A 22909-nucleotide genomic window follows, 5' to 3' on the forward strand; every position below is an offset into this window, starting at 1 on the left:
GAAATTATCACCCAAACAGGCCAATAAGGACTGTTCGTGATGATTCTTGCTTCGAAAGCATAACCTTAAAGAATTATCACCCAAACAGGCCAATAAGGACTGTTCGTGATGATTCTTGCTTCGAAAGCATAAGCCTAAAGAATTATCACCCAAACAGGCCAATAAGGACTGTTCGTGATGATTCTTGCTTCGAAAGCATAACCTTAAAGAATTATCACCCAAACAGGCCAATAAGGATTGTTCGTGATGATTCTTGCTTCGCAAGCAGCAGCTTACCTATAATTAAGTCTTTGTTAAGGAATTGAAACATTCCAGACTTATGAAATACTACGCGGCCGATAAACTCTGGTTTCATGAAAAGCCGCCTATTCCGCTGCTCCGCGCGGAAACCAAACCTACTCTCATCCCGTATGCAAAGGGCAAGGAGGGATTCCTATCTGGTGGAAGCAATGGATAAATAATTGGGTGGACTACCCTCTGAGGCAGGGGATGATCTGGGGCGGGAAATACCGGATCGAGGAATTTCTGGGGATGGGCAGCTACGGTCAAGCCTACCGCTCGACGGATTTGCGGAGCGGCGAGACCGTTCTTCTGAAGCGGGCAAAACCAAGCAAGCGCGATACCGGCCGGAGATTGCTGGAGCGGGAAGGCGATATACTTCAAAAGCTTGATCATCCGCAGATGCCGAAGCAGTTGGACTGGACTGTTCACCGCCGGGAAGAGGCGCTTGTTATGACCTATGTTGAAGGTATGACGGCAGAACAGGCTATTCTGCTTGAAGGAAGAACGTTCACGCAGCTGGAAGCCCTGCGCATCATAGAGGCTTTGTTATCTCCCCTGCAGTATCTGCATGAAGCCGGTTATGTGCATCGGGATGTGCGAATCCCGAATGTTATGATAAACGCAAAGGGGATTTATCTGATTGACCTAGGCTTAGCCTGCAGGATTGGTGAAGAGAACCCTGACGGACGAGACGCTGCCGGACCGCCTAGCGGCTTCGCGGATAGCTGGGGAGCCGTGAAGTTCCGTATGCGCCAGCCGGAGCAGGCCAGCGATTTATATGGGCTCGGACATCTTTTTCTGTTCCTGCTGTATGCTGGATATACGCCGCGGAAGGGCGAGGAGGAACGGAGCTGGGAAGAGGAACTTGCGCTTGAGCCGGAAATCAGGAGCTTCGTGAGGGGATTGCTTGACGGCAGGTGGACGTCGGTAACCGAAGCAAGACAGTTGCTGGAACAAATGATGAAGCATTATTCCTCGGGAAATAACGAATAAGGCTGCAAAATGTCGAATGATAAATACGGTTGACTTTTACCGCAAAAATTCGTATCCTAAATAATGTCTCGCTGATGTAGCTCAGGGGTAGAGCAACGCACTCGTAATGCGTAGGCCGGGGGTTCAATTCCCTTCATCAGCACCATTTTACTAAAAAGTCCGTTAAATCAACGTTTTGACAATGTTGAATGTTACGGATTGACATACGGAGGGCTACGCATTCCGCGCAAAGATTCGGACGTGCGTAGCCCCATAATACGGGGCCTCTCGCGAAATTCGCGAAAGGCCTTTTAGTTGTCAGATCAATATATTCCTTACATTCAGATAATTATACGATACCAATCTAACAATGCATTTTTAACTGCGGTTCTAATCTCTTTTTCCATGAAACTTCCTGAGTATATTCGGGTCTTAACCGAGTCAAACACAGCCTCGATGTTGATGCTATCTAAACTGGTTGCCGACACCCATAGGCCATAGAGCCTTGAGTTTGCATACGAGATATAAATAGCTCGAGATCTATTCGATTGCATTTCCAAAGTACGATCAGTATCGACAAACGCTTTAATAACTGGCATCATTTCAGACTTCACACGCTTTATCACGTCGTTTACATCTTCTTGATCACTGTAGCTTTTGTGCTTTTTCTCATTCTTCAATTTCTTCATTTGATCACGGAAGTCTACGAATTCATCTTCTTTACTCATTTAGTGTTACTCTCCATTCCAAAATGTAATGCCTTGGCAGGGCTGCCCGTCTCATGGCGGTCTGTATTGATGCCCGTGGATTCTCAATAAAAAGGGTACGGATTATATTCCGTACCCTCTAAATAGACACCGACAGAATGGATTCGACTTCGCATTCTTCTCTTTAACGTCGAGATGAATGCAGCGAGATTGCTTGAATACTGCGAGGATTAATGAACAAGACTTCATTATCGACCAAGAACAGTGCAGAATTCCCTTCAAATCCAAGGAATGTCGCATTGATCCCACGTGGACCCGTGTGGTCAAATACAACGTCTACGCGTACCCCCGGAGAGAGACGGAATAGAATGCTTGGAGCTCCACCAAACCCTCCATTAAAACCAGAAACGCAACTCATATTTTTTTCCTCCCTTCAATGATTCTCATACAGAATATGAGAGTTGGTTAGCAAACGACAAGGCTAATCTACTAATGAATGAATGGATTTTGTGAGATTAATAGAGTACGGATCATAGTAGCCTTAATTAGGCAATCGCAAGAAGGTAGTGACTTAACATCCTTCTCTGTGATTTCGAGGCGCATGCAACGAGATTGCTTGAATACTACGAGGATTAATGAACAAGACTTCATCATCGACCAAGAACAGTGCGGAATTCCTTTCAAATCCAAGGAATGTGGCTTGAATCCCACGTGGACCCGTGTGGTCAAATACAACGTCTACCTTTACTCCTGGAGAGAGACGGAATAAAATGCTTGGAGCACCACCAAACCCTTCATTAAAACCGACACCACCACAACCACAACTCATATATTTATCCTCCTTCAATGATTCTCATGCAAAATATTAGATTTTATTAACAAAAAACAAGGCTAATCTACTAATGAATCACATTCTTCTCCTTTAATTTCGAGATGAATGCAACGAGATTGCTTGAATACTACGAGGATTAATGTACAAGACTTCGCAATTGACTAAAAACGTTGCAGAATTCCCTACAAATCCAAGGAATGTAGCCTCGATCCCACGTGGACCCGTGTGGTCAAATACAACGTCTACACGTACCCCTGGAGAGAGACGGAATAGAATGCTTGGAGCACCACCAAACCCACCATTAGAACCAACACCACAGCCACAACTCATATATTTTCCTCCCTTCAATGACTCTCAAACAAAATATGAGAGTCTGCTTTTATACTATTCGGATTTGAAAAAGAGGTATGGACGACTGACTTAGTCGAAACGCGTAAATTAATTGACATATAGATTTATAGAGCAAAATATTTAGGCAACGAATGAATATTTATCCTCCGCCTGGTAAAAGCTAACTTGGAAATTAAGCCCCAAGGAGGATAACATGAACAAATCAATGATGCTGTGTTCGCTTGGCTTCCTCGTCGCAAGCTGCGGATTTTCCAGTGCAGCAATGGCAAGCCAAGGACATGGCCACCACACGCGCAGTCATGTGATGGAAGCGAAAGCCGCTTTTATCGATACGAAAGGTAATCAAATTGGGACTGTCGTATTGACGGAGGAAAAAGACGGCGTGCATCTGAAGCTGGAGGCTAAAGGTCTTACTCCAGGCGTTCACGGCATTCACTTCCATAATGTCGGAAAATGCGAGGCGCCGTCCTTCGAATCGGCCGGCTCGCACCTGAATCCGAAGAACAAACAGCATGGCTTTGATAATCCGCAAGGGTTCCACGACGGCGATCTGCCGAATATTACGGTAGGCAAAGACGGCACTGTGAAGGCCGAGATTATTTCGAAAAATGTAACGCTCGACACAGAGGCGCCAAACTCGCTGCTTCCAGCGGCCGGCACCGCGCTTGTTATTCATGAAAAAGCGGATGACTATAAGACAGACCCATCAGGCAATTCTGGCAGCCGCGTTGCCTGCGGCGTAATCCAGCACTAACATACAAAAGGCACAGCCGTCCTCTTCGGACAGCTGTGCCTTATTCAATTCATCCGCGGTTTTATCCCTTACCTCTTTTTATAAACGTCTGCTTCACCAGCTGGCTTCCGTACACGGAGAAGGCTCCGCATAAAATACCCTGCAGTACGCTTTCCACATGAAAGCCTAAGATGAGACAGGAACAGAGGATGGCTACCGCCGTTACCGCATACACAATGGTCCAATCCGGCACAATCGGTGTCTGCTTCAGCATATAACCGATTACCCAGCAGGCTGCCACAACAATCATTAACCGGGGGTCAATGAGATTCGTAATATCCTCCCACGACATACCGCCACTTCCTTCGCTCCACGCTTTAGCATCGTACTTTATTTTATGAATCCATGGAGCGTAATGAGGGGGCTTTAGCCTATGTCATATAAATAAAGCGCGTTGCATGAAGCCTGGAACCGCAACGGCGGCATAGCAGGCCATTCCTTTTTGTCTGACAGGGCATTTCTACACTCATTCATCGGCCTACGCATACGATATGTCAGATAGGGTACAGGAGGCGAATGACAATGCCGATTATCCCAAACTTCCCGCGGGAATGGATGGAGGAGCATACAGTATGGCATCATCAGCATCATGTGACGCCGGGCACGATACCTCCGGTCGGGTTTGGCGAGCAGTTCTTGCGTTTTCACCGATATTTTATCAATAAGGTGTATAACTGGTTCGACCGTATGGGCTACGACAAAAGGGTCGTTGCCGGCTGGCCGGAAATGCCGCCTGGAATATTGCAGGCGCCATGCATGAATCAGCAGGCGTTATACCGCATTCTTTACAATCCGCGATCATTTCCTTCGCTTGACGAGTTTGGCCGGTTTATAGAGTACAGCGGTGTTCACGGCTGTATCCATGCCACCGCTGCGCAATTGTATAACAACCCGGAGATCGATAATTTTGACCTCTGCACAAGGCAGACCTTGTTCTACAACATCCATGGCATGGTTGATCAATGGTACCGGAACTGGGAAGCGGCCTGGGGAGTCCGCTCTGACAGCTATGACAGCAGCGTCCGCAAGCCAGGATTCCCAAGCGGCGTATCGGTTACGTACAATCGCGCAAAGCCCGCATTATCGATGCGTAGTAGCTCGGTTCCCGAGGCACGAATTCAGCAGCTCGGACGGCTCTCGTCGCCTTGGATAGGACACCATCGGCCGTTATCTCAACGCCCTGGCATACAAGCTCCGGCAGCTCGCTCTCGAACAGCGCAATCATCTGTTCGACGTCAGCCTCGTATACAGCCGCCACTTCTTCAGCTTGCAGCTTTAAGGCATCAAGCGGAACGGGGCATACAAGCGCAAAAACGTCGCTGACTTCGCGGTCGATAAAAGGCACGCCTTTTACGTCGCCAAACATTTCCTTGCGTGCTTCGCCGAGCGGAATGAGATCCTCGAAACGGGCGGCTACGCCAAGCTCCTCTTCGATTTCGCGGACCGCATCCTGCATGGTCTCGCCAGCAGAGAGGTGACCGGCTGCGGTAATATCGTAAAAGCCGGGATAGGTATCCTTCCCGGCTTGCCGAAGCTGGAACCGCACGAAGCGGCGGTTCTCCTCTCGGCGCGTCAGCCAGCAATGAAAGGATCGGTGCCAATAGCCCAGCGCATGAGTCTCGGTACGGCTTGCGGTGCCAAGGGGGTTAAGCTGTTCGTCGTAAATATCGAAGCGTTCTTCTGCCATCGGAACCTCCACTTTTTTACCGAGTTCTAGCTGCCGGCTGCCGTTCCTTCTTCCAGCACGGAAGTGCAATGCTTGCAGCGCGTAGCTTTGACCGGAATTTGGGACAAGCAGTACGGGCATTCTTTTTCCGTCGGCTCAGCTGGTGCGGGAGCTTCCTCCGGTTTAATGCGGCGTAGAATATTAATCCCTTTAACGAGCATAAAGATACATAAGGCAACGATGAAGAAGTCCAGCAATACGTTGATAAACTGGCCGTACGCGATAACGGCTACGCCGTATTTGGTCGCATCCGTAAGGGTATGGATGTCGTGCATCGCAACGCCTTCCGGCAAAGGCTTGTCCGAGCCCAAGTTAATGAATAAGTCCTTGAAATCCGCGCCGCCGAGCATACGCCCGATGGGAGGCATAATAATATCGTTAACGAGAGAGGTAACGATTTTGCCGAAGGCGCCGCCGATAATTACACCGACTGCAAGATCGATTACATTCCCCTTAATGGCGAATTCCTTGAACTCTTGAATGATTTTTCTCATAAATAAAATTCCTCCTACATTGACAATCGAGCCGGTTCTTGCGCAGAGAAGCATTCTACTTCCTACTATAACCAAACTCTATGTAATCTACTCTACTATATTAGTCGATCTTGCTTCCGATAGAAAGTGCCAAGGTCCAAGAGGGCCAAATCCTTCCGGAAAAATGCAACTTCCCTAACCGGTGCGCCGTAATAGGCTTAAGCAATATTTTAATCCAATGATAAGAATGAAGGGATGGATGACATGTTTAACCGTTTATTGGCCAGTATTGGAATTGGTTCCGCCAAAATCGATACGCTTCTTGAAAAGTCACAATACGTGCCTGGCGAAGAGGTACGGGGTGTAGTCAATATTCGAGGGGGAAATGCTCCGCAAAACATAGATACCATCCAAATGTCGGTAATGACCGAATACATCCGCGAGAGCAACGACAATAAATTCCGGCAGCACGGAGAAATCGGACGCTTTCATGTGAGTGCTCCGTTTACGCTGGAGGCCGGTGAGACAAAGGAAGTGCCTTTCAGCTTCCGCTTGCCGTATCAAACGCCGCTTACCATCGGCAGAGCGCCGGTATGGGTAAAAACCGAGCTGGAGGTACGCGGCGGGGTGGACCCGGGAGATAACGACCGTATCGATGTTCTGCCTACCAGCGCCATTAACACGGTGTTCCATGCGCTGGATCTGCTTGGCTTCCGGCTGCGTCAGGCGGGATGCGAATATGCCCCGCGGCACGGCGGCGGAATGCCGTTTGTGCAGGAATTTGAATTTGTGCCAACCGGCCAGTTCCGGGGTCAGCTCGATGAGCTCGAGATTATGTTCTATTCGTCCGACCGCGAGCTGGAGCTGCTGCTTCAGGTGGATCGCCGGGCACGGGGGCTGGGCGGAATGTTTGCGGAAGCGTTTGACCTGGATGAAACGTTTGTACGCTGCAGATTTACCGAGGAACAGCTGCAGGCGGGACCTACCGTTATTGCCCGCCAGCTGTCCGAATTGATCGCCAGAACGATCTAGCTGCTTGGCTAGGTCGGGCGCCCGGGACGAGTCCGATATGCTTCTTTTGGGCATCTCGGGCTTTTTTTTGCGCGAGTCGGGGATGGGGAGGCGAATCGCGGCCGGAGATATCCGCCGATTGGTTTGATTCAGCTTCCCGTTGATTGGTTAATAAGGGGAAAACCTTGGCTATTTTAACGTTTGTGGCATAATAAAGGGAAGACAAGGAAGGGCGAGTTGTCGCTCACGAAGGAGAAGTTGGTATGACGATTGGAGCGCGGGTGCTCAAGACAGGCATGGCAGTCGCACTTGCCATATACCTGAGCGGATTGTTTGGTTTTGCGTCTCCGTTGATTACAACGGTCGCAGCGATTCTGACGATCCAGCCGTCCATTTACCGCTCTTGGCAGCAGGTGCTGGATCAGTTCCAGACGAATCTGCTTGGGGCTGCGATGGCACTGGCCGCAATGAAGCTGTTCGGGCAAACGCCGATTGCGGTAGGACTTGTATGTATCTTAGTTATTCTGGTCAGCATCCGGTTGAAAATGGAGACAACCATCGGCGTTACGCTGGTGACGGTTGTCGCGATTATGGAAGCGCACGGTCAGGTAACTACGATGGCGCTTGAGCGGTTTCTGATGGTATTAGCGGGGATGGGGGCAGCGTTTACCGTGAATGTGCTGGTATTCCCGCCGAGGCCAAGAAAGCAGTTCACCGAGCAGGTGCACCACGCTTTCTCGCAGATGTCGCTGCTGCTGCGGACGGCAATCTCAAACGAGATGAAGGAGCAGGTGTACCGCAAGGAGAAAGAGAAGCTGCACAAGACGCTGCGCAAGCTTGAGGACCGCTACAACCTGTTCGAGGAAGAGCGGAAAATACTGGCCCGTACGAAAATCAGCCACGCCCGCCAGCTCTTGGTATCCAAGCAGATGATCAAGGCGCTGCAGAAGGGATCGGATTTGCTCGAGGTCGTCGAGGAGCATTATTTCTCCACGCCGAAGGCAGGCGACTGGGCTATGCGCTTCGATCGTCAAATCGAAGATTTGACGAAGTATCACGAATCGATCGTGCTGAAGATCGAGAACAAGATGAAGCCTAACATGTCGATGGAGCCGGGCGAGGAGCGGGAGGCGCGCCTTGTTGCCGAGCTCACCGACTACGTCCGCGAGGACCCGGACGAGCATAAGCGGCTGATCTTCGTCGCCTCGGCGTTGTTCGAATACGCCTACCATTTGCGCCGCCTGGAGAAGCTCGTCGATCACATCCAGCGCCCCCACGGTGAAGCCGAAGAGCGCCGCAGCGCGGAGAAAGCCGACGCCGCCGCGGTTCGGGAGTAGTAGCAGCTCGTTGAGCGTCATAAGACGGATGTTCTAGCCGGTGCGAGCCGCGAAATAAGAGGAAAAAAATCGTGTTACTGTGGTGCGGCCGCTCGAGTGCGGGGTTAAAGCAGCTCAATAAGACGGAAAAACCGTGCTGCAGCCGGTGAACGGATGGTCTGACTGGTGCGACGCGGTGGGTGGATAGTGTGATGCACATTTCAGAGCTTATCGATGTGCGACATCGCCAAGCGCTCGAAAAGGCAGCCTAGCTGCCACCTTTAACGATGCGCGACATCGTTAAGGAATGCAAAAATGGCCCGCGGATGGCCAAAAGTAGCGTTTCGAGCTAGCTTAACGATGTGCGAAATCGCTAAGCGCATATCAGCCTCCAAGCCTGAGGTCGGCCAGTTGAGCAGCCGACCACAAACGCCCCCTCATCCAAAAATGAGGGGGCGTTTGTGCGTTTTTGGGGGACAGGGAATGTGTCTCCCGAGGAGCGGAGCGTTTCTTGCCTTGCTGTTCAAGCAAAGTGTATACAACCGCAGCCGAAGGAGTTACATTCCCGTCACCGCCGATCCCAAGCGGCCAAATCAGCCAGCAGCCAGCAATCGCAGGCTAAGAATCCGTCTTATTGCTCCCCTTGTGGCGCCGCGGATGCTGCATATGCGCTTCCGGATCGTCGTCATCGTCTTTTGCAATCAGACGCGGATCGGTACGGCCCTCGTGGTGATTGTCGAAGTCAAGCTCGACAAGCTCCCACTCGGTATTGCCGTTCTGCGGATCGGCTGGGAATACATCGCCGCGCTCTAGCTTTTCCACGCGGCCGATTTCGTTTTTATAAACACCCGACACCTCGACATGCTCGCCAGACATCGGATCCATTTCATTATGCTGTTCGCTCATGGCCCACTCACTCGTCCTTCCCTTAGCTTATAATCCGTGCTTCGGTACCGCTGCCGCATCGGCTTCGGATTGCTTCTGACTAGCTTGCTGTTTGCCTTTGCCGGTACGATCGGCTAATGATTGCGCTTTGCTGGCTTCGACTTGTTTATGGGACGGCCATTCACCTGACATGCTGCCATCCTCCTTTCGGCTGTTAATCCTTTAGAAGTGTGCCACGAAAGGAGGCTATGTATGAGTCGTCAAGGCCAAGAGGAACAAATTACTGCTTAATTCACGTGATAGCGGGATTCGATTTTTTTGCCGCCGAACCACATGACGATAATGACGGCACAGGTGACGAAGATGCGCCAAGGCTCCTCGCGGAAGCTGCCGATATTGAAGCTGATCAGCGAGATGCTTAGAATCATGACCCCTTTTCCCAGCACGGTCGCAAGAACAAAGGTGCGCAGCGAGATTTTGCTGAAGCCCGAAACGATATTAATGATGGACGACGGGGAGAACGGAAAGCAGGCCAATAGAAAAAGCGGCGTAAAGCCCTTTTGATCCACCCATCTGAAGAACCGTTCGGTTTTGGGAAATCTGCGTTCGATTTTCGACTTGACGTTCTTGCCAAGCTTGCGGCTGATCAGGAACACGCAGATCGCTCCGACGGAGACCCCAAGCCAAGAGAGCAGAAAGCCAAGCCAGAGCCCGAAAATATTCGCGTTAGCCGCAACAATAACGATTAAAGGAAGGAAAGGCAGGAACGATTCGAGAAGCGGCAGCAGAATGCCGGGCAAAATACCAAACTGCGAGTAACTCTCCAGCGTTCGCTGCAAATGCTCAAGGTCCAGATTTTTCATTTGGACGTACAAATTATTCATGCTCTCCATCACATGCATGGCTGTTACCTACCCCACTTAACCCCAATCGGGAAAATATTTCGTTCTATTTCAATTGCCGTTCATTTTCGTTGCCGGAATCAGCACATAGAGCAGGGCAATGAGTCCAAACAGCATGGCGCTTACCCAGATCACCGTGGGAGAGCCAAAGCTTGCAGCGAGTATTCCTCCGGCCAGCGGTCCAATCATGCCGCCAAGACCTTCAACGGTCGACAGCAGTCCCCAGCCCAAGCCTTCCTGCTTGGGCGGCACGTAAGCCGCGAGCAAAGCATTCCAAGCCGGCAGAATAGCCGCATAAGATAGACCAAGAATCATTACAATAACTAAACAATACCAAAACGGAAGCCGCCATGCCAACATATAGAGCCCGGCAGCGAAAACGGCAAAGCCGATAATCAGAAACCACTTCTTGCCGCCAAGCTTGTCCGACAGCCGCCCCATAGGAATAAGACCGGCTGCCGCGCATACGCCGCCTGCTGTAAGCAGCAGGGAATATTGAGCGCCTGCAAGGCCAAGCTCGCTTTCCGCGAAGCCCGGAAGGACGGGGACAAGCATGCTGGCGCCTGCCGTCTGCAGAATCATGCCCGGCAGAAGCATGCGCATAGCTTTTATACGTTCCGTTAAGGCAACAAGTTGCCGTTTTAACGGAATCGCCTGAATCTGCTGTCCGCCGGCCTTTGCGCTATTCATGAAGAAAGCCAGGAACGCGGCTAAGATCGAGAGGATCAACAGAAGGAAGTAAGTTCCGCTCACGTAATAATCGAGCAGAATATTGCAAACAATCGGACCGGCGCCAAGTCCCGTAAGCCAGACGGTGTAGAGAAAACCCATTTGGCTCGCCCGTTTATCGTCCGATACCTTCGTCAGACAAACGATCCAGATCGGCGACATGCCGATGCCGTACAGAGCAGCGGCCGCTATGAACAGCAAGGCAATATGGGCGAACTGAATCAGAAACACGCCAGCGAGCGAGATCAACAGGCCTGTCCGCACGACAAACCGGATCGAGAACCGGTCGAGCAGATAACCGATGACCATCTTGAGCAGCGTATCCGTCAAATAATGCGCCGTAATCGCGATGCCGATGATATCCAGAGATAACCCGAGGACCTTCGTTCCGTAAATGGGGAGCAGGCTGATCAGCACCGCGCCCCGTACGAATTCCACCAAAAACAAGATCGCGGAGATGAGCCGCATCTCCGCTCCGAACCTCATGCCCATATTTTTCACGAGCGGCCAGGCTCCTTTACGATTTTACCCTTAACTATAGCGTTGACCAAATTTTTGATTCCAACCGCATTCCCGCAAAATATGATGGGCAATGCTGTCCGCTGCCGCATCCTCCGTCTGGAGGCGCTGCACGGCCGTTCTGCTGTGCTGCAGCTTTTCTGGATCGCTGATCAGCTTGATGATACTTGCGGCTAGTTTCTCGGGATTATGGCTGATGACGGCCGCTCCTTTGGATTGCAGATAACGGGCGTTCTTTTTCTCCTGGCCCGGAACCGGCCTGTAGAGGAATAGCGGCAGGCCCGCCCATATCGCTTCCGCAAGCGTGACGCCGCCCGGTTTGGATACGAGACAGGTTGCCAGAGACATCAGCTCATGAACCTGATCCACGAAGCCGAACAGATGAAGGCGGTCCGCCGAAGGGTGATTCCTGAATTGGTCTGCTATCGAAGATTTCAGCAGGCGGTTACGCCCGCAGACAAGCGCAATTTGCGCATGAGGATGTTGTTCCAGGAGAAGACGGCACAGCTCGTCGCAGTCCGGCATGACGCCTTGCGCGCCAGGCATAAGAAGAATGACGGGCTGCCTTGGGTGAAGCCCATATTTTTCGAAGAGCTCAAACGAAGGAGTCGGGCTGCTCTGAAAGCCGCGTCCAAGCGGTATGCCGGTGACGGATACGCGTCCGGGATGGATGCCAAGCGAGCCTAACTCCTGTTTCAGATCGTCGGTAGCCACGAAATAACGGCCGATACCGGGATGTACCCAGCGGCGGTGCAGATCGAAGTCGGTAATAACCGTGTAGGTTGGGATGGAAGCTCCGGGATGGATCGTCTTGCTGAGCCGGCCGCGGTGAAGGGCAGGCAGCGCGAAGAAAGGAAAGGTATGTATCACCGCGTCGGGCTGTTCTTTTTGCAGCAGCTTCTTCATCTTGTCGCGGCCAAAGGAGTGAAGGAAGCCGCCGAACAGGGAGTTATGCTTCATGGGCCTCGTAACATCGTAGACCCAGCCGTACAAATGAGGGATATGCGTATAGCTTTTCAAATACACCCGTCTTGTCATCTCGTTCAGCCAAGGATGAGACTCGGCCATCAGATCAACCATGACAGTCCGGTTGTTGCCCGCCTCTTCCAGCGCGTCGCGGATCGCTTTGGCGGCCTGTAAATGGCCTTCCCCATACGAAGCATACAAAATCAGCACCTTAGGCTGATAGCCGTTATTCGCACGAACCAATAGATGCACACCTCCTGCCGCAAGTATAGCGGAACAATGTCAACGCATTGTGATCATGTTGGTTCCCTCTTGTTAATTTTGTATAATGGGACATGTATCCAAAATTTAATCTGAGCTTTTCCTTGGGCTGCCCGCATGCGCCGCAGGGAAAACTCACAAAGTGGGAGTGAATCGGAAGATGAAGTACACTTATTTGGGCCAGTCTGGCCTACGTGTGAGCCGGCTTTGCCTCGGAACGATGAATTTTGGCGTTGATACGGATGAGAAGGAAGCGTTCCGCATTATGGATGCGGCGCTTGACGCAGGCATTAATTTTTTTGATACCGCAAATATTTACGGCTGGGGCGAGAATTCCGGCCGCACGGAAGAAATTATGGGACGCTGGTTCGCGCAAGGCGGCGGACGCCGCGAGAAAACAGTGCTCGCTACCAAAGTATACGGCGACATGCATGATCCTTATGACGGTCCAAACCGCGAAGCAGGTCTTTCTGCCTATAAAATTCGCCGCCATTTGGAAGGCTCGCTGCGCCGTCTCCAGACGGATCATATCGAGCTGTACCAGATGCATCACGTTGACCGCAACGTCAACTGGAACGAGCTGTGGGGAGCATTCGAAACGGCTGTTCATCAAGGCAAAATCGGCTATGTAGGGTCGAGTAACTTTGCAGGCTGGGACATTGCGGTGGCGCAAGGGGAAGCCAAGGCGAGAGGCGCTCTTGGTCTGGTCTCCGAACAGCATAAATACAATTTGCTATGCCGTCTGCCCGAGCTGGAAGTGCTTCCGGCTTCGAAGGCGCTTGGTCTTGGCGTTATTCCTTGGAGCCCGCTGGATGGAGGATTGCTCTCCGGCAGTCACCGTCATGGCGGAGCCGGCCGCAGAAGCGGCGAGAGAAACGAGCGCTTTGCGCAGGTGAAGCCGCAGCTGGATGCGTACGGGGCATTATGCGACGAGCTGGGAGCGCCGGAGGATCTGGTATCGCTGGCTTGGCTGCTTGCGAACCCGGCCGTTACGGCACCGATTATCGGGGTGCGCACGCTGGAACAGTTCGAGCGGTCTTTGCGCGCGGTTGAGCTGACCCTGGACGAGTCGGCGCTGAAGCGGATCGACGAGATCTTCCCGGGTCCAGGCGGAGACGCGCCGAAAGCCTACGCTTGGTAAAAGTAAAAGTTCAGCAAGCGGTAAGCCGTCGACGCGCCGTATAAAGCCTATTTATTAGATCAAGAGATTAAAAAGGACGGGGTCTTTGTTCAGTTCGACGAACTGGAAGCCTTTCTTCTGCATCCGCCCGATAAGCGCCGAGTAGTCCTCGCGCTGCTTGAGCTCAATGCCGACAAGGGCCGGGCCGTTGTCTTTATTATGCTTCTTCGTATATTCGAATCGGGTAATGTCGTCGTTTGGGCCAAGGACATCATCGAGAAATTCTCGGAGCGCTCCTGCTCGCTGTGGAAAGCTAAGCATGAAATAATGCTTCAGTCCTTCATAAATGAGCGAGCGCTCTTTGATTTCCTGCATCCGGTCGACATCGTTGTTGCCGCCGCTGATGACGCAGACGACCGTTTTGCCGGCGATTTCATCGCGCAGCGCGTCAAGCGCCGCAATCGGAAGCGCGCCGGCCGGCTCGGCGACAATCGCGTTCTCGTTGTACAGATCAAGAAGAGTGGTGCAGATCTTGCCTTCCGGTACGGTCCGCACATCGTCAAGCAGCTCGCGGCAGATGGAGAAGGTCATATCGCCGATCCGTTTGACCGCAGCGCCGTCCACGAATTTGTCGATATGCTCAAGCGGCGTCACTTCCCCGGCATCCAGGGAGACGCGAAGCGACGGCGCGCCTTCCGGCTCTACGCCGATCACCTTCGTCTGCGGGGAGACTGTCTTCACATAAGAAGCGATGCCCGCAACGAGGCCGCCGCCGCCCACGGATGCCAGCACATAGTCCGGCACCGTCTCCGCGGCTTCCATGAGCTCCTGGCCAACGGTTCCGTTGCCCGCGATGATCTTCGGATCATCGAACGGATGGATGAAAGCCATGCCGCCGCGTTCGCATTCGGCTACGGCTTCGGCATACGCATCGTCAAACGTGTCGCCGGTCAAGATGACTTCGACAAATTCGCCGCCGAAGAAGGAGACCTGGTTTACCTTTTGACGGGGCGTCGTGCTTGGCATATAGATTTTTCCCTGCACGCCAAGCGCCTGACAAGAGTAAGCCACACCCTGGGCGTGATTGCCCGCGCTTGCGCAGACAACGCCCGCGGCAAGACGCTCCGGCGGCAGAGAGCGCATGAGATGGTAGGCACCGCGGATTTTGAACGAACGGACGATCTGCAGATCCTCGCGCTTCAGGTATACGTTACAGCCGTAACGCTCGGAAAGAACGCGGTTGTATTGCAGCGGGGTGCGCGTAATGACATCCTTCAGATGCATTTGCGCATGAACGATATCTTCAAGTCCGATCTTGGAGGAATAGGATGATTGGAATTCCATAATATAAAAGTCACCTCGTTAATAGTCGCGATTCGACAAACACTGATGATTCATTATAGCATTATCTTTGTTGTTATGTAGGCGAAAAGGAGGTAGACAAAATGTTCCGCTGGCTGAAATGGTTGATCCTTACCGTGGTGCTGCTTGCTGCCATTGCCGCAGGCGGGGGATTATGGCTCAAATCCTATGTTGCTCCCGAGGAGAAGCTTGATTTAGCTTATGATCCTGTCTCCATAAAGGATAAAGCGGTGGAGATGGTTGCCAATCTGAAGCCGGAGATCGTGCTGTCGGAAGCGGATGTGAACAATCTGATCAAAAGCCAGCTGCAGAGCAGCCCCGCGTCGCTGCCCCCGGATATGACCCTGGACGGTGCGCGCTTCGAGGTGAACGGCGACAGGCTGATTGCCCATCTGAATATGACTTATCATGAATTTTTGCCTGTAGGCATGCTGGCCACTTACAAGATGACCTGGCAGGCGCCGAATCTGACCTTCGAGCCCTTGTCCCTGACCGTGAAAAACTATGATCTGGGGAAAGACCGGCTTGACCGGATCGTTGTCCCCATTGAGCTTCCCAGCCTGATTTCGATCGGCAATATGGAGTTCCAGCAGGATCGGATTGTGATCAGGCTGCGGCTTCAGTTATAAGCTTGGCCTCTGTCCGCGCGACAGAGGTCTTTCATTTTGCTCCCAAGGGCTATCAATAGCAAGCGGCTGTATTGAACTTGGTAGAATTTACTCATATAATTAGAAAAAACGTTACGTTAAGGGATCATATCGTGGACAAAAAAATAGTGGATGTTGCGAAACGGGCAGGCGTATCCGCCGCTACGGTATCGCGGGTGCTTAACGAGAGCAGTCTTGTATCGGAGAAAACGAAAATAAAGGTGCTCAAAGCAATCGAAGAAATGGACTACCATCCCAATGCGGCAGCCAAGCATCTGCGTTCCCAGCGGACGATGACGCTTGGCATTATCGTTCCGGATATTAACGTCTCTTATTTCTCCGAGATTATTAAAGGCATCGAGAATAAGGCGTACGCGCATAAATATAAGGTGCTTATTTGCGACTCGGATAACCAAATCGAGAAGGAAATGGAGTACCTGGGACTGTTGCCGGACAAGACGGTTGACGGCATGATTCTCGTTACGCCGCGCGTTAGTGACGACACCATTAACGAGTATGTGCAGAAGGGTTATGTCATTGGCGTGGTTGGACGGGCAGTCGTGCACGAGGATATACTGAGCTGCAAGACGGATAACGTAAAGTTCTCGAATGAGGCGGTGCGGCATCTGGTTGAGCAGGGACACCAGCAAATTGCCTATATCGGCGGCTATTCCGATTCCCTCGAGAACTATGAGCGGATGGAAGGCTACATGAAGGCACTTAAGGAAGGGAAAATCCCGTTCCTGCCTACCTTGATTGATAATGGCGACTTCGAGGAGACCGGAGGCTATCAGGCGTTCAACCGTCTGCTTGAGCGCAATCAATCGTTTACGGCGGTCTATTGCGCCAATGACGAGATGGCGCTTGGGGTGTACCGGGCCTGCCGGGAGAGGGGAATCCGCATTCCCGAAGACATGGCGGTCGTTGGCGTCGATAATAACAGGATTACGGAATATTTGCTGCCTGCCCTTAGCACGGTAGAACAGCCGAAATACGAGATGGGCTCCCATCTCACCGAGAAGCTGATCGCCCAGATGAACGGAAACGAACAAAGCGCGCAGAAGAAATACGTTATTGAGTCCAAGCTGATCAAAAGGGAATCCTCCAGCTTTAAACGCTAACAGTAGAATAGAGAAAGAGCTTGGCTGGGTCGCCCGCTAAGGCTCTTCACATTGAAGCTGCCATCTTGGCAGCTTTTTTGCTGTCTGGCCAACTGTAACCTTGCGGGAACGCGCTACAATAACTAACTAATTACTTGGTTGAACGCACGATCATGCGCTGAATCGGTTGGGATGCTGCACAAACTGCAGGATATATGCCCATTTTGGGCAGAATAGGCGAATTATGCTGCACAGAATGCAGGATATAGCGCCTAAATGGGACCCATTTGGCATTGAGCTTGCCCGTTATCCTGCATTCCGTGCAGGATATTTCGAGTTGCCGAGTCTAATCGCACCGATATGGTGCATTTCGTGCAACGTAGGCACGTGGCGGCGCTTTAACTAACTATAGTTACTTGGCTCGTACGCGAATGCGCTAGTATGCTGCTGGACCGCTATATATGCTGCTCAAAATGCAGCGTATATGCCCATTTTGGGCAGAATGGGCGAATTATGCTGCACAGAATGCAGGATATAGCGCCTAAATGGGCCCATTTGGCGCAGTGTTTGCCCGTTATCCTGCATTCCGTGCAGGATATTTCGAGTTGCCGGGTCTGATCGCACCGATATGATGCATTTCGTGCAACGTAGGCAAGTGGCGGCACTTTAACTAACTATAGTTACTTAGCTCGTACGCGAATGCACCAGCATGCTGCTGGACCGCTATATATGCTGCTCAAAATGCAGCGTATATGCCCATTTTGGGCAGAATGGGCGAATTATGCTGCACAGAATGCAGGATATAGCGCCTAAATGGGCTCATTTGGCGCAGTGTTTGCCCGTTATCCTGCATTCCGTGCAGGATATTTCGGGTTAACGTGTCTAATCGCACCTATATGGTGCATTTCGTGCAACGTAGGCACGTGGCGGCGCTTCAACTAGTTAATTACTTAGCTCATATACGGCCCAATGCCGCGTGACAGCAGCAGACATCAAGAATGCGTTGCGAAATGTAATCGAAACGCAAAAACTCGGCAAATCCAGGTTCATTTTCAGAAAATGAGCGTTTTCCCCCTTAACTTTGTTATCGATTTCACAAAGATAAGATTCACATCATCAATCAGGAAAACGATAGAAAGCCCATAAACACACGTTTTCCGAGGGTTGTCGAAAAAAAATCGGACAAACTTTGAAAAATGTTATTGAAATCGATTTCAGCACGTGCTAATATCGGTGTATAAAAGTCAGGCAAAAAGAAAGTGATGCAATGAACGAGAGCAAGATTATTGACGTAGCGAATCGCGCTAAAGTGTCCGTAGCAACGGTTTCAAGAGTGCTGAATCGAAGCGAGCTAGTAAGCGAGAAGACGAGGAAACGGGTGCTCGAGGCCATTCAGGAGATGAATTATACGCCCAATGCCATGGCCAAGAACCTGCGGTCCAGGAAGACGATGAAGATTGGCGTTGTTGTCGCGGATATTGAAGTTTCTTATTTCGCGGAGATTATTAAAGGCATCGAGAATATGGCAAACTCTCTCGACTATAACGTCATTATCTGCGATGCGCAGAACAAGAAGCAGAAGGAGCTCGAATATGTCTCCTTGCTGCAGAACAGAACCGTTGACGCCATGATCTTCGTTACCCCCGAGATGACGAACAAGGAACTCATCGGATTGGTGGAGGACGGCTATAGCATTGGCGTAATCGGGAGAAATATCGACCATGAGCAAATTCCTTGCGCCTTCACCGATAACGTGAAGATAGCCAGGGACGTTGTGAATCATCTGATCGGGCAGGGGCATGAGAAGATCGCGTTCCTGAGCGGATACGCGGATGCCATCGACAGCTATGAGCGTCTTGAAGGTTATATGAAAGCGCTTCGAGACGCAGGGATGCCCTTCATTCCGGATCTCATCGACAACGGGGATTTCAATGAAGACGGCGGCTACCTCAGCTTTATGAGGCTTCGCGAGAAGAACGATGACTTTACGGCGATTTTTACGGCTAACGACGAGATGGCCTTAGGCGTGTACAAAGCCTGCAAGCAGTTATCGATACAGGTGCCGCAGCAACTGGCGATCGTAGGCGTCGACAATATCAGGCTTACGAAGTACATTGTGCCTCGCCTCAGCACGGTTGATCAGCCCAAATACACGATGGGCGCGCTGCTCGCCGAGAAGCTGATTGACCAGATGAACAACAATGAGTTCAAGGACAAACGGACCTTCAAGGTCGAGTCCAAGCTGCTGATCCGGGAATCGTCCATGTTCAACAGGAACACCGCGAACAGCAGGGAAGCCAAGCCGTAAAGCCTCTTTTTTTGCAGAGTAAAGAAATCGATTACATTTTAAGCTTATTTTGAAGTCACGGAGGAATGCCGGTATGAAAGGTTTTTTCCAGGAGCTCGTACGGAATCGAATTTTGTTCCTCATGATTGCGCCTGCGTTGTTATTCTTTATAGTCTTTGCTTACGTTCCGATGGTGGGGGTCTACTACGCGTTCACCCGGTTCAGCTTTGACGGAGGGTTGTTCGGGGGAGAGTTCATCGGATTCAAGAACTTCGAATTCCTGTTCAACTCGGGGGTATTGTGGAACCTGACGAAAAATACGGTGCTCTACAATATCGCCTTCATTATTATCAGCAACGTCCTGCAGCTGGCATGCGCGATTTTCCTAAGCGAGCTGCCGGGCAAATGGTTCAAGAAGTCGACGCAGTCCATTATGTTCCTGCCGTTCTTCGTTTCGTTCGTCCTTGTAGGCGCTTTCGTATTTAACCTTTTCTCGAACGCGGGCGTTGTGAACACGATGCTGACATCGCTGGGCTTCCAGCCTTACGACTTCTATCTGCATACGGCGCCATGGAAATACATCATCGTCTTCTTCCATGTATGGAAAGGGCTTGGCTACGGTACGGTTATCTACTTGGCAGCCATTATGAGCATCAGCGATGAGTACCATGAGGCGGCCAAGATCGATGGAGCCAACATCTTCAAGCGGGTTAGGCATATTACGCTTCCGCTGCTTGTTCCGACGTTTATCCTGCTGATCCTGCTCAGCCTCGGCGGCATTCTGAAAGGCCAGTTCGACCTGTTCTACCAAATCATCGGCAACAACGGTATGCTTTACAACTCCACGGATATTATCGATACGTACGTATACCGCTCGCTTGCGGTCAACTTCGATATCGGCATGGGTACGGCAGCCGGTCTTTATCAATCGCTCTTCGGCTTCGTGCTAATTATCTTGGTTAACTATATCATTCGGAAAGTGCAGAAGGACTACGCACTGTTCTAAGGAGTGAATCGACATGAAAATTAAAATGGAAAGAGCAACAATCGTCTTTAACATCATGGGTTACGTGTTGATCGCCATCCTGACCGTGCTGTGCCTGCTGCCATTCCTGCTTATCGTCTCCGGCTCGTTTACGCCGGAGATCCAGATTATATCGAAGGGCTTCAGCCTTATTCCGGAGACCTTCTCCCTGGATGCCTACAAAGCCGCGTTCAGTAATCCGAAGCAAATTCTGGACGGCTACAAGGTAACGATCTTCATTACGGTTGCGGGTACGGCAGTCGGCTTGTTCCTGACTTCCATGGCGGGCTTCGTGCTCTCCCGCAAAGACTTCAAATACCGCGATCAGCTGTCCTTTTTTATCTACTTCACGACGCTGTTCAGCGGCGGTCTGATTCCCTGGTACATCCTCATTACAAAGCACCTAGATCTGAAAGATACCTATATGGCGCTTATCGTGCCGTCGCTCCTGAGCGCATGGAACATTATCCTCATGAAAAACTTCATGAAGTCAATCCCGGATTCCATCGTGGAATCGGCCAAGATTGACGGCGCGGGCGAGTTTACGATCTACCTGAAGCTTATCCTGCCGCTTTCCGGTCCCGGCCTTGCCACCATTGGCTTGTTCATGGCGCTTGGCTACTGGAACGACTGGTTTATGGCGAATCTGTTCATTACAAGCGAATCCCATTATCCGCTGCAGTTCCTGCTCTACAAGATTCTCGCAAGCGCGGCCGTTCTGAAGACCAACGTGGCGGGCAACCTGTCTCCTACGTTCCAGCCTCCGGCGGAAACGCTCAAGATGGCGGCAGCCGTCATCGCGACCGGTCCTATCGTATTCTTGTACCCGTTCGTTCAGCGCTTCTTCGTAAAAGGGCTGACGATCGGCGCCGTGAAAGGTTAGAACCGGTCCCAAGGCCGGCTAACATATAGGTTCACTAAATAAAAGGAGGAGTCATCAAGCATGAAAAGAAAGATAAAAACAATGGGCACTGTGCTCGTTTCGACGGCTATTATGGCAAGTATGCTTGCAGCCTGCGGTTCCGACAACAACAACAACAATTCGAACAAATCCTCGAATGCAAGCTCGAATCCGGGTACGGAAGCCAGCTCGAACACAAACACAGGCACGGATGCAAAAGCGCCGGACACTTCGAAGAAGGTTCAATTGACCTGGTACCTGCTCGGCGATCCGGCTCCGGACCAGGAGAAGGTTGTTGCGGAATGGAACAAAATGCTTGAGCAGGACTTGAATACGACCGTTAAGCTGAACTTCACGACGTGGACGGATTGGCAGACCAAATACAACCTGCTGCTTGCTTCCGGCGAGAAAATCGACATGATCTTCGCTTCCTCATGGGCGGACTTTTATAAATTCGCAAACCAAGGCGCTTTCATGCCTCTGAATGACCTTTTGCCAACGTACGCTCCTACCACTTGGAGCAGCGTGCCGGAGCAGGACTGGAAGGAAGCTACGGTTAACGACAAGATCTATGCGGTTCCCGCCACTTATCCGGAATACACGCCGGACGGTCTGGTATACCGCGACGACTGGAGACAAGAGCTTGGTCTTCCCGAGATCAAGGACGTTGACTCCATCGAGGCTTACCTGGACGGCGTGAAGAAATCCAAAGGCATCACGCCGATTAACGGCAAAGCTTACAACGAAGTATTTACGATGTTCAAAGCGTTCGAAGGCTACCAGCAAATCGGCGGCGACAGCGGCGTCATCGTAGCGAAATCGTACGACACTCCGCGCGATATCGTAGCTTATCCGTTCACTCCGGAGTTTGAGCAATGGGTGAAGAAGATGAAGACTTGGGCAGGGAAGGGCTTCTGGAAATCCGATACCTTGTCTGACCAAAAAGAAGCCGGCGACGCCATCAAAACAAGTCAAGGTGCCGTGTACTGGCGTAATGCTCCGGGTGCAGGCGGCTTTATCGTAGGTATGGAAAAATCCAATCCGGATATCAAGCTCGGCTACTTCCCGTTCAGCCGCTTCCACAACCTGACGATGCCTACGCTGTCGGTTAACAATGCGATGGCTATTCCGAAGAGCGCGCCTAACGCGGAGCGTTCCCTGATGGTTCTCGACAAGCTGCGCAACGATCCGAAGTACTATGATCTGATGAGCTACGGTCTTGAAGGCACGGACTACTCGATGGATGCAGACGGCAAGCATATCGTTACGCCTCCTGCCGGCGTAGATGCCAAAGACTTCAAAGGCTATGGCATCGCAAGCTGGGGCTACCGCGTGGAATCGATGGAGCGCGTGAAGCAGGCCGGCGGCTGGGAAGGCTTCGACGCTCTGCTTGAAGAGTTCAAATCGCAAAGCAAACCAAACATTTTCGCGCAGGTTATCATGGACTACGCTCCCGTGAAATCGCAGCAAGCAGCCGTTAACTCGGTTATTCAGCAGTACGGCATGCCTCTGATGATGGGTCTTGTTCCCGACGTGGATAAGGCGCTCGCGACTTACCGCAAACAGCTGGAAGCAGCCGGCGTGAACGATGTACTGAAATACGTGCAAGAGCAAGCGAACAAATCGTTTGATGAGCAAGGAATAAAATAATAGGTTTTGCATGACCAAGGGGGATGTGTGACCTGTGCGTAAGGGATCGGCGTACGCATTCGTCCTCATCCTCCTTTTTTATTTTCACTCAAT

At 51.4% G+C, this 22909-nt stretch carries 22 protein-coding genes and 1 tRNA gene; 12 read left to right on the forward strand and 11 right to left on the reverse strand.

From position 1 onward, the window contains the following. The first annotated feature begins 465 nt into the window (after window positions 1-465). Both FHT67_RS13360 and FHT67_RS13365 read left to right on the forward strand, forming a co-directional pair. Window positions 466-1275, forward strand: coding sequence for a serine/threonine protein kinase (locus FHT67_RS13360; protein WP_347880093.1), 810 nt, complete (start codon window positions 466-468; stop codon window positions 1273-1275). Window positions 1276-1345: 70 nt separating this feature from the next. Further along, window positions 1346-1420 (forward strand) — tRNA-Thr (locus FHT67_RS13365). 175 nt (window positions 1421-1595) lie between these two features. Here the strand turns inward: FHT67_RS13365 and FHT67_RS13370 are convergent. Both FHT67_RS13370 and FHT67_RS13375 read right to left on the reverse strand, forming a co-directional pair. After that, the gene (locus FHT67_RS13370) at window positions 1596-1982 is read right to left on the reverse strand and encodes a hypothetical protein (protein WP_132311231.1); all 387 of its coding nucleotides are present in this window, start codon (window positions 1980-1982) and stop codon (window positions 1596-1598) included. A 550-nt stretch (window positions 1983-2532) separates the two neighbouring features. Beyond that, entirely contained in the window at window positions 2533-2790 is a 258-nt protein-coding gene (locus tag FHT67_RS13375) for a hypothetical protein (RefSeq protein ID WP_132311229.1), read from the reverse strand. A 547-nt stretch (window positions 2791-3337) separates the two neighbouring features. On the opposite strand from FHT67_RS13375, the gene FHT67_RS13380 reads away from it, so the two are divergent. Continuing rightward, the gene (locus tag FHT67_RS13380; RefSeq protein WP_132311227.1) at window positions 3338-3898 is read left to right on the forward strand and encodes a superoxide dismutase family protein; all 561 of its coding nucleotides are present in this window, start codon (window positions 3338-3340) and stop codon (window positions 3896-3898) included. 61 nt (window positions 3899-3959) lie between these two features. Here FHT67_RS13380 and FHT67_RS13385 read toward each other — a convergent pair whose 3' ends face one another. The 3 genes from FHT67_RS13385 to mscL form a co-directional block, all read right to left on the reverse strand. Continuing rightward, complete coding sequence (locus FHT67_RS13385; RefSeq protein ID WP_132311225.1) at window positions 3960-4229, reverse strand: phage holin family protein; 270 nt, start codon at window positions 4227-4229, stop codon at window positions 3960-3962. 762 nt (window positions 4230-4991) lie between these two features. Beyond that, window positions 4992-5624, reverse strand: coding sequence for an NUDIX hydrolase (locus FHT67_RS13390; protein ID WP_167198862.1), 633 nt, complete (start codon window positions 5622-5624; stop codon window positions 4992-4994). 26 nt (window positions 5625-5650) lie between these two features. Beyond that, window positions 5651-6157 (reverse strand): large conductance mechanosensitive channel protein MscL, encoded by a 507-nt coding sequence (gene mscL, locus FHT67_RS13395; RefSeq protein WP_132311221.1) that lies wholly within the window; start codon window positions 6155-6157, stop codon window positions 5651-5653. Between the two features lie 243 nt (window positions 6158-6400). Between mscL and FHT67_RS13400 the strand changes: the two genes are divergently transcribed. Both FHT67_RS13400 and FHT67_RS13405 read left to right on the forward strand, forming a co-directional pair. Then, on the forward strand, window positions 6401-7168 hold the full coding sequence (locus FHT67_RS13400; protein WP_243867145.1) for a sporulation protein: 768 nt from the start codon (window positions 6401-6403) through the stop codon (window positions 7166-7168). 242 nt (window positions 7169-7410) lie between these two features. Beyond that, on the forward strand, window positions 7411-8484 hold the full coding sequence (locus tag FHT67_RS13405) for an FUSC family protein (protein WP_132311217.1): 1074 nt from the start codon (window positions 7411-7413) through the stop codon (window positions 8482-8484). A 597-nt stretch (window positions 8485-9081) separates the two neighbouring features. On the opposite strand, the gene FHT67_RS13410 is transcribed toward FHT67_RS13405, so the two are convergent. The 5 genes from FHT67_RS13410 to FHT67_RS13430 all read right to left on the reverse strand — a co-directional run bounded on the left by FHT67_RS13410 (window position 9082) and on the right by FHT67_RS13430 (window position 12707). After that, entirely contained in the window at window positions 9082-9369 is a 288-nt protein-coding gene (locus FHT67_RS13410; RefSeq protein WP_132311215.1) for a transposase, read from the reverse strand. Window positions 9370-9396: 27 nt separating this feature from the next. Beyond that, complete coding sequence (locus FHT67_RS13415) at window positions 9397-9540, reverse strand: hypothetical protein (protein ID WP_165930788.1); 144 nt, start codon at window positions 9538-9540, stop codon at window positions 9397-9399. Window positions 9541-9635: 95 nt separating this feature from the next. Further along, on the reverse strand, window positions 9636-10211 hold the full coding sequence (locus tag FHT67_RS13420) for a TVP38/TMEM64 family protein (protein ID WP_243867147.1): 576 nt from the start codon (window positions 10209-10211) through the stop codon (window positions 9636-9638). A 90-nt stretch (window positions 10212-10301) separates the two neighbouring features. Beyond that, the gene (locus FHT67_RS13425; protein ID WP_167199692.1) at window positions 10302-11471 is read right to left on the reverse strand and encodes an MFS transporter; all 1170 of its coding nucleotides are present in this window, start codon (window positions 11469-11471) and stop codon (window positions 10302-10304) included. Between the two features lie 39 nt (window positions 11472-11510). Then, window positions 11511-12707, reverse strand: coding sequence for a diglucosyl diacylglycerol synthase (locus FHT67_RS13430; RefSeq protein ID WP_165930787.1), 1197 nt, complete (start codon window positions 12705-12707; stop codon window positions 11511-11513). A gap of 178 nt (window positions 12708-12885) precedes the next feature. Between FHT67_RS13430 and FHT67_RS13435 the strand changes: the two genes are divergently transcribed. Further along, window positions 12886-13866 carry an aldo/keto reductase gene (locus tag FHT67_RS13435; RefSeq protein WP_132311207.1) on the forward strand — a complete coding sequence of 327 codons (981 nt, stop codon included), beginning with the start codon at window positions 12886-12888 and terminating at the stop codon, window positions 13864-13866. A gap of 54 nt (window positions 13867-13920) precedes the next feature. Here the strand turns inward: FHT67_RS13435 and ilvA are convergent, their stop codons facing one another. After that, complete coding sequence (ilvA, locus tag FHT67_RS13440) at window positions 13921-15189, reverse strand: threonine ammonia-lyase IlvA (RefSeq protein WP_167198868.1); 1269 nt, start codon at window positions 15187-15189, stop codon at window positions 13921-13923. Between the two features lie 101 nt (window positions 15190-15290). On the opposite strand from ilvA, the gene FHT67_RS13445 reads away from it, so the two are divergent. The 6 genes from FHT67_RS13445 (at window position 15291) to FHT67_RS13470 (ending at window position 22816) form a co-directional block, all read left to right on the forward strand. Next, complete coding sequence (locus FHT67_RS13445; protein WP_167198871.1) at window positions 15291-15836, forward strand: hypothetical protein; 546 nt, start codon at window positions 15291-15293, stop codon at window positions 15834-15836. Between the two features lie 131 nt (window positions 15837-15967). Further along, on the forward strand, window positions 15968-16975 hold the full coding sequence (locus FHT67_RS13450) for a LacI family DNA-binding transcriptional regulator (RefSeq protein ID WP_132311201.1): 1008 nt from the start codon (window positions 15968-15970) through the stop codon (window positions 16973-16975). 1246 nt (window positions 16976-18221) lie between these two features. After that, complete coding sequence (locus FHT67_RS13455; protein ID WP_167198874.1) at window positions 18222-19262, forward strand: LacI family DNA-binding transcriptional regulator; 1041 nt, start codon at window positions 18222-18224, stop codon at window positions 19260-19262. Window positions 19263-19335: 73 nt separating this feature from the next. Continuing rightward, window positions 19336-20247 carry an ABC transporter permease gene (locus FHT67_RS13460; protein ID WP_132311197.1) on the forward strand — a complete coding sequence of 304 codons (912 nt, stop codon included), beginning with the start codon at window positions 19336-19338 and terminating at the stop codon, window positions 20245-20247. Window positions 20248-20260: 13 nt separating this feature from the next. Continuing rightward, entirely contained in the window at window positions 20261-21148 is an 888-nt protein-coding gene (locus FHT67_RS13465; protein ID WP_132311195.1) for a carbohydrate ABC transporter permease, read from the forward strand. A 60-nt stretch (window positions 21149-21208) separates the two neighbouring features. Beyond that, complete coding sequence (locus FHT67_RS13470) at window positions 21209-22816, forward strand: extracellular solute-binding protein (RefSeq protein ID WP_167198877.1); 1608 nt, start codon at window positions 21209-21211, stop codon at window positions 22814-22816. Window positions 22817-22909: the final 93 nt, after the last annotated feature.

Source organism: Paenibacillus sp. BK720 (genome assembly GCF_011761545.1).
GTDB lineage: Bacteria > Bacillota > Bacilli > Paenibacillales > Paenibacillaceae > Pristimantibacillus.

Bases quoted from the DNA above. Each gene is read 5' to 3' on its own strand.
- FHT67_RS13385 (WP_132311225.1), bottom strand. From the start codon at position 4,229: ATGTCGTGGGAGGATATTACGAATCTCATTGACCCCCGGTTAATGATT.
- FHT67_RS13370 (WP_132311231.1), bottom strand. From the start codon at position 1,982: ATGAGTAAAGAAGATGAATTCGTAGACTTCCGTGATCAAATGAAGAAA.
- mscL (WP_132311221.1), bottom strand. From the start codon at position 6,157: ATGAGAAAAATCATTCAAGAGTTCAAGGAATTCGCCATTAAGGGGAAT.
- FHT67_RS13435 (WP_132311207.1), top strand. From the start codon at position 12,886: ATGAAGTACACTTATTTGGGCCAGTCTGGCCTACGTGTGAGCCGGCTT.
- FHT67_RS13460 (WP_132311197.1), top strand. From the start codon at position 19,336: ATGAAAGGTTTTTTCCAGGAGCTCGTACGGAATCGAATTTTGTTCCTC.
- FHT67_RS13425 (WP_167199692.1), bottom strand. From the start codon at position 11,471: ATGGGCATGAGGTTCGGAGCGGAGATGCGGCTCATCTCCGCGATCTTG.
- FHT67_RS13375 (WP_132311229.1), bottom strand. From the start codon at position 2,790: ATGAGTTGTGGTTGTGGTGGTGTCGGTTTTAATGAAGGGTTTGGTGGT.
- FHT67_RS13415 (WP_165930788.1), bottom strand. From the start codon at position 9,540: ATGTCAGGTGAATGGCCGTCCCATAAACAAGTCGAAGCCAGCAAAGCG.
- FHT67_RS13470 (WP_167198877.1), top strand. From the start codon at position 21,209: ATGAAAAGAAAGATAAAAACAATGGGCACTGTGCTCGTTTCGACGGCT.
- FHT67_RS13420 (WP_243867147.1), bottom strand. From the start codon at position 10,211: ATGAAAAATCTGGACCTTGAGCATTTGCAGCGAACGCTGGAGAGTTAC.
- FHT67_RS13445 (WP_167198871.1), top strand. From the start codon at position 15,291: ATGTTCCGCTGGCTGAAATGGTTGATCCTTACCGTGGTGCTGCTTGCT.
- FHT67_RS13465 (WP_132311195.1), top strand. From the start codon at position 20,261: ATGAAAATTAAAATGGAAAGAGCAACAATCGTCTTTAACATCATGGGT.
- FHT67_RS13390 (WP_167198862.1), bottom strand. From the start codon at position 5,624: ATGGCAGAAGAACGCTTCGATATTTACGACGAACAGCTTAACCCCCTT.
- FHT67_RS13405 (WP_132311217.1), top strand. From the start codon at position 7,411: ATGACGATTGGAGCGCGGGTGCTCAAGACAGGCATGGCAGTCGCACTT.
- FHT67_RS13380 (WP_132311227.1), top strand. From the start codon at position 3,338: ATGAACAAATCAATGATGCTGTGTTCGCTTGGCTTCCTCGTCGCAAGC.
- FHT67_RS13400 (WP_243867145.1), top strand. From the start codon at position 6,401: ATGTTTAACCGTTTATTGGCCAGTATTGGAATTGGTTCCGCCAAAATC.
- FHT67_RS13410 (WP_132311215.1), bottom strand. From the start codon at position 9,369: ATGAGCGAACAGCATAATGAAATGGATCCGATGTCTGGCGAGCATGTC.
- ilvA (WP_167198868.1), bottom strand. From the start codon at position 15,189: ATGGAATTCCAATCATCCTATTCCTCCAAGATCGGACTTGAAGATATC.
- FHT67_RS13455 (WP_167198874.1), top strand. From the start codon at position 18,222: ATGAACGAGAGCAAGATTATTGACGTAGCGAATCGCGCTAAAGTGTCC.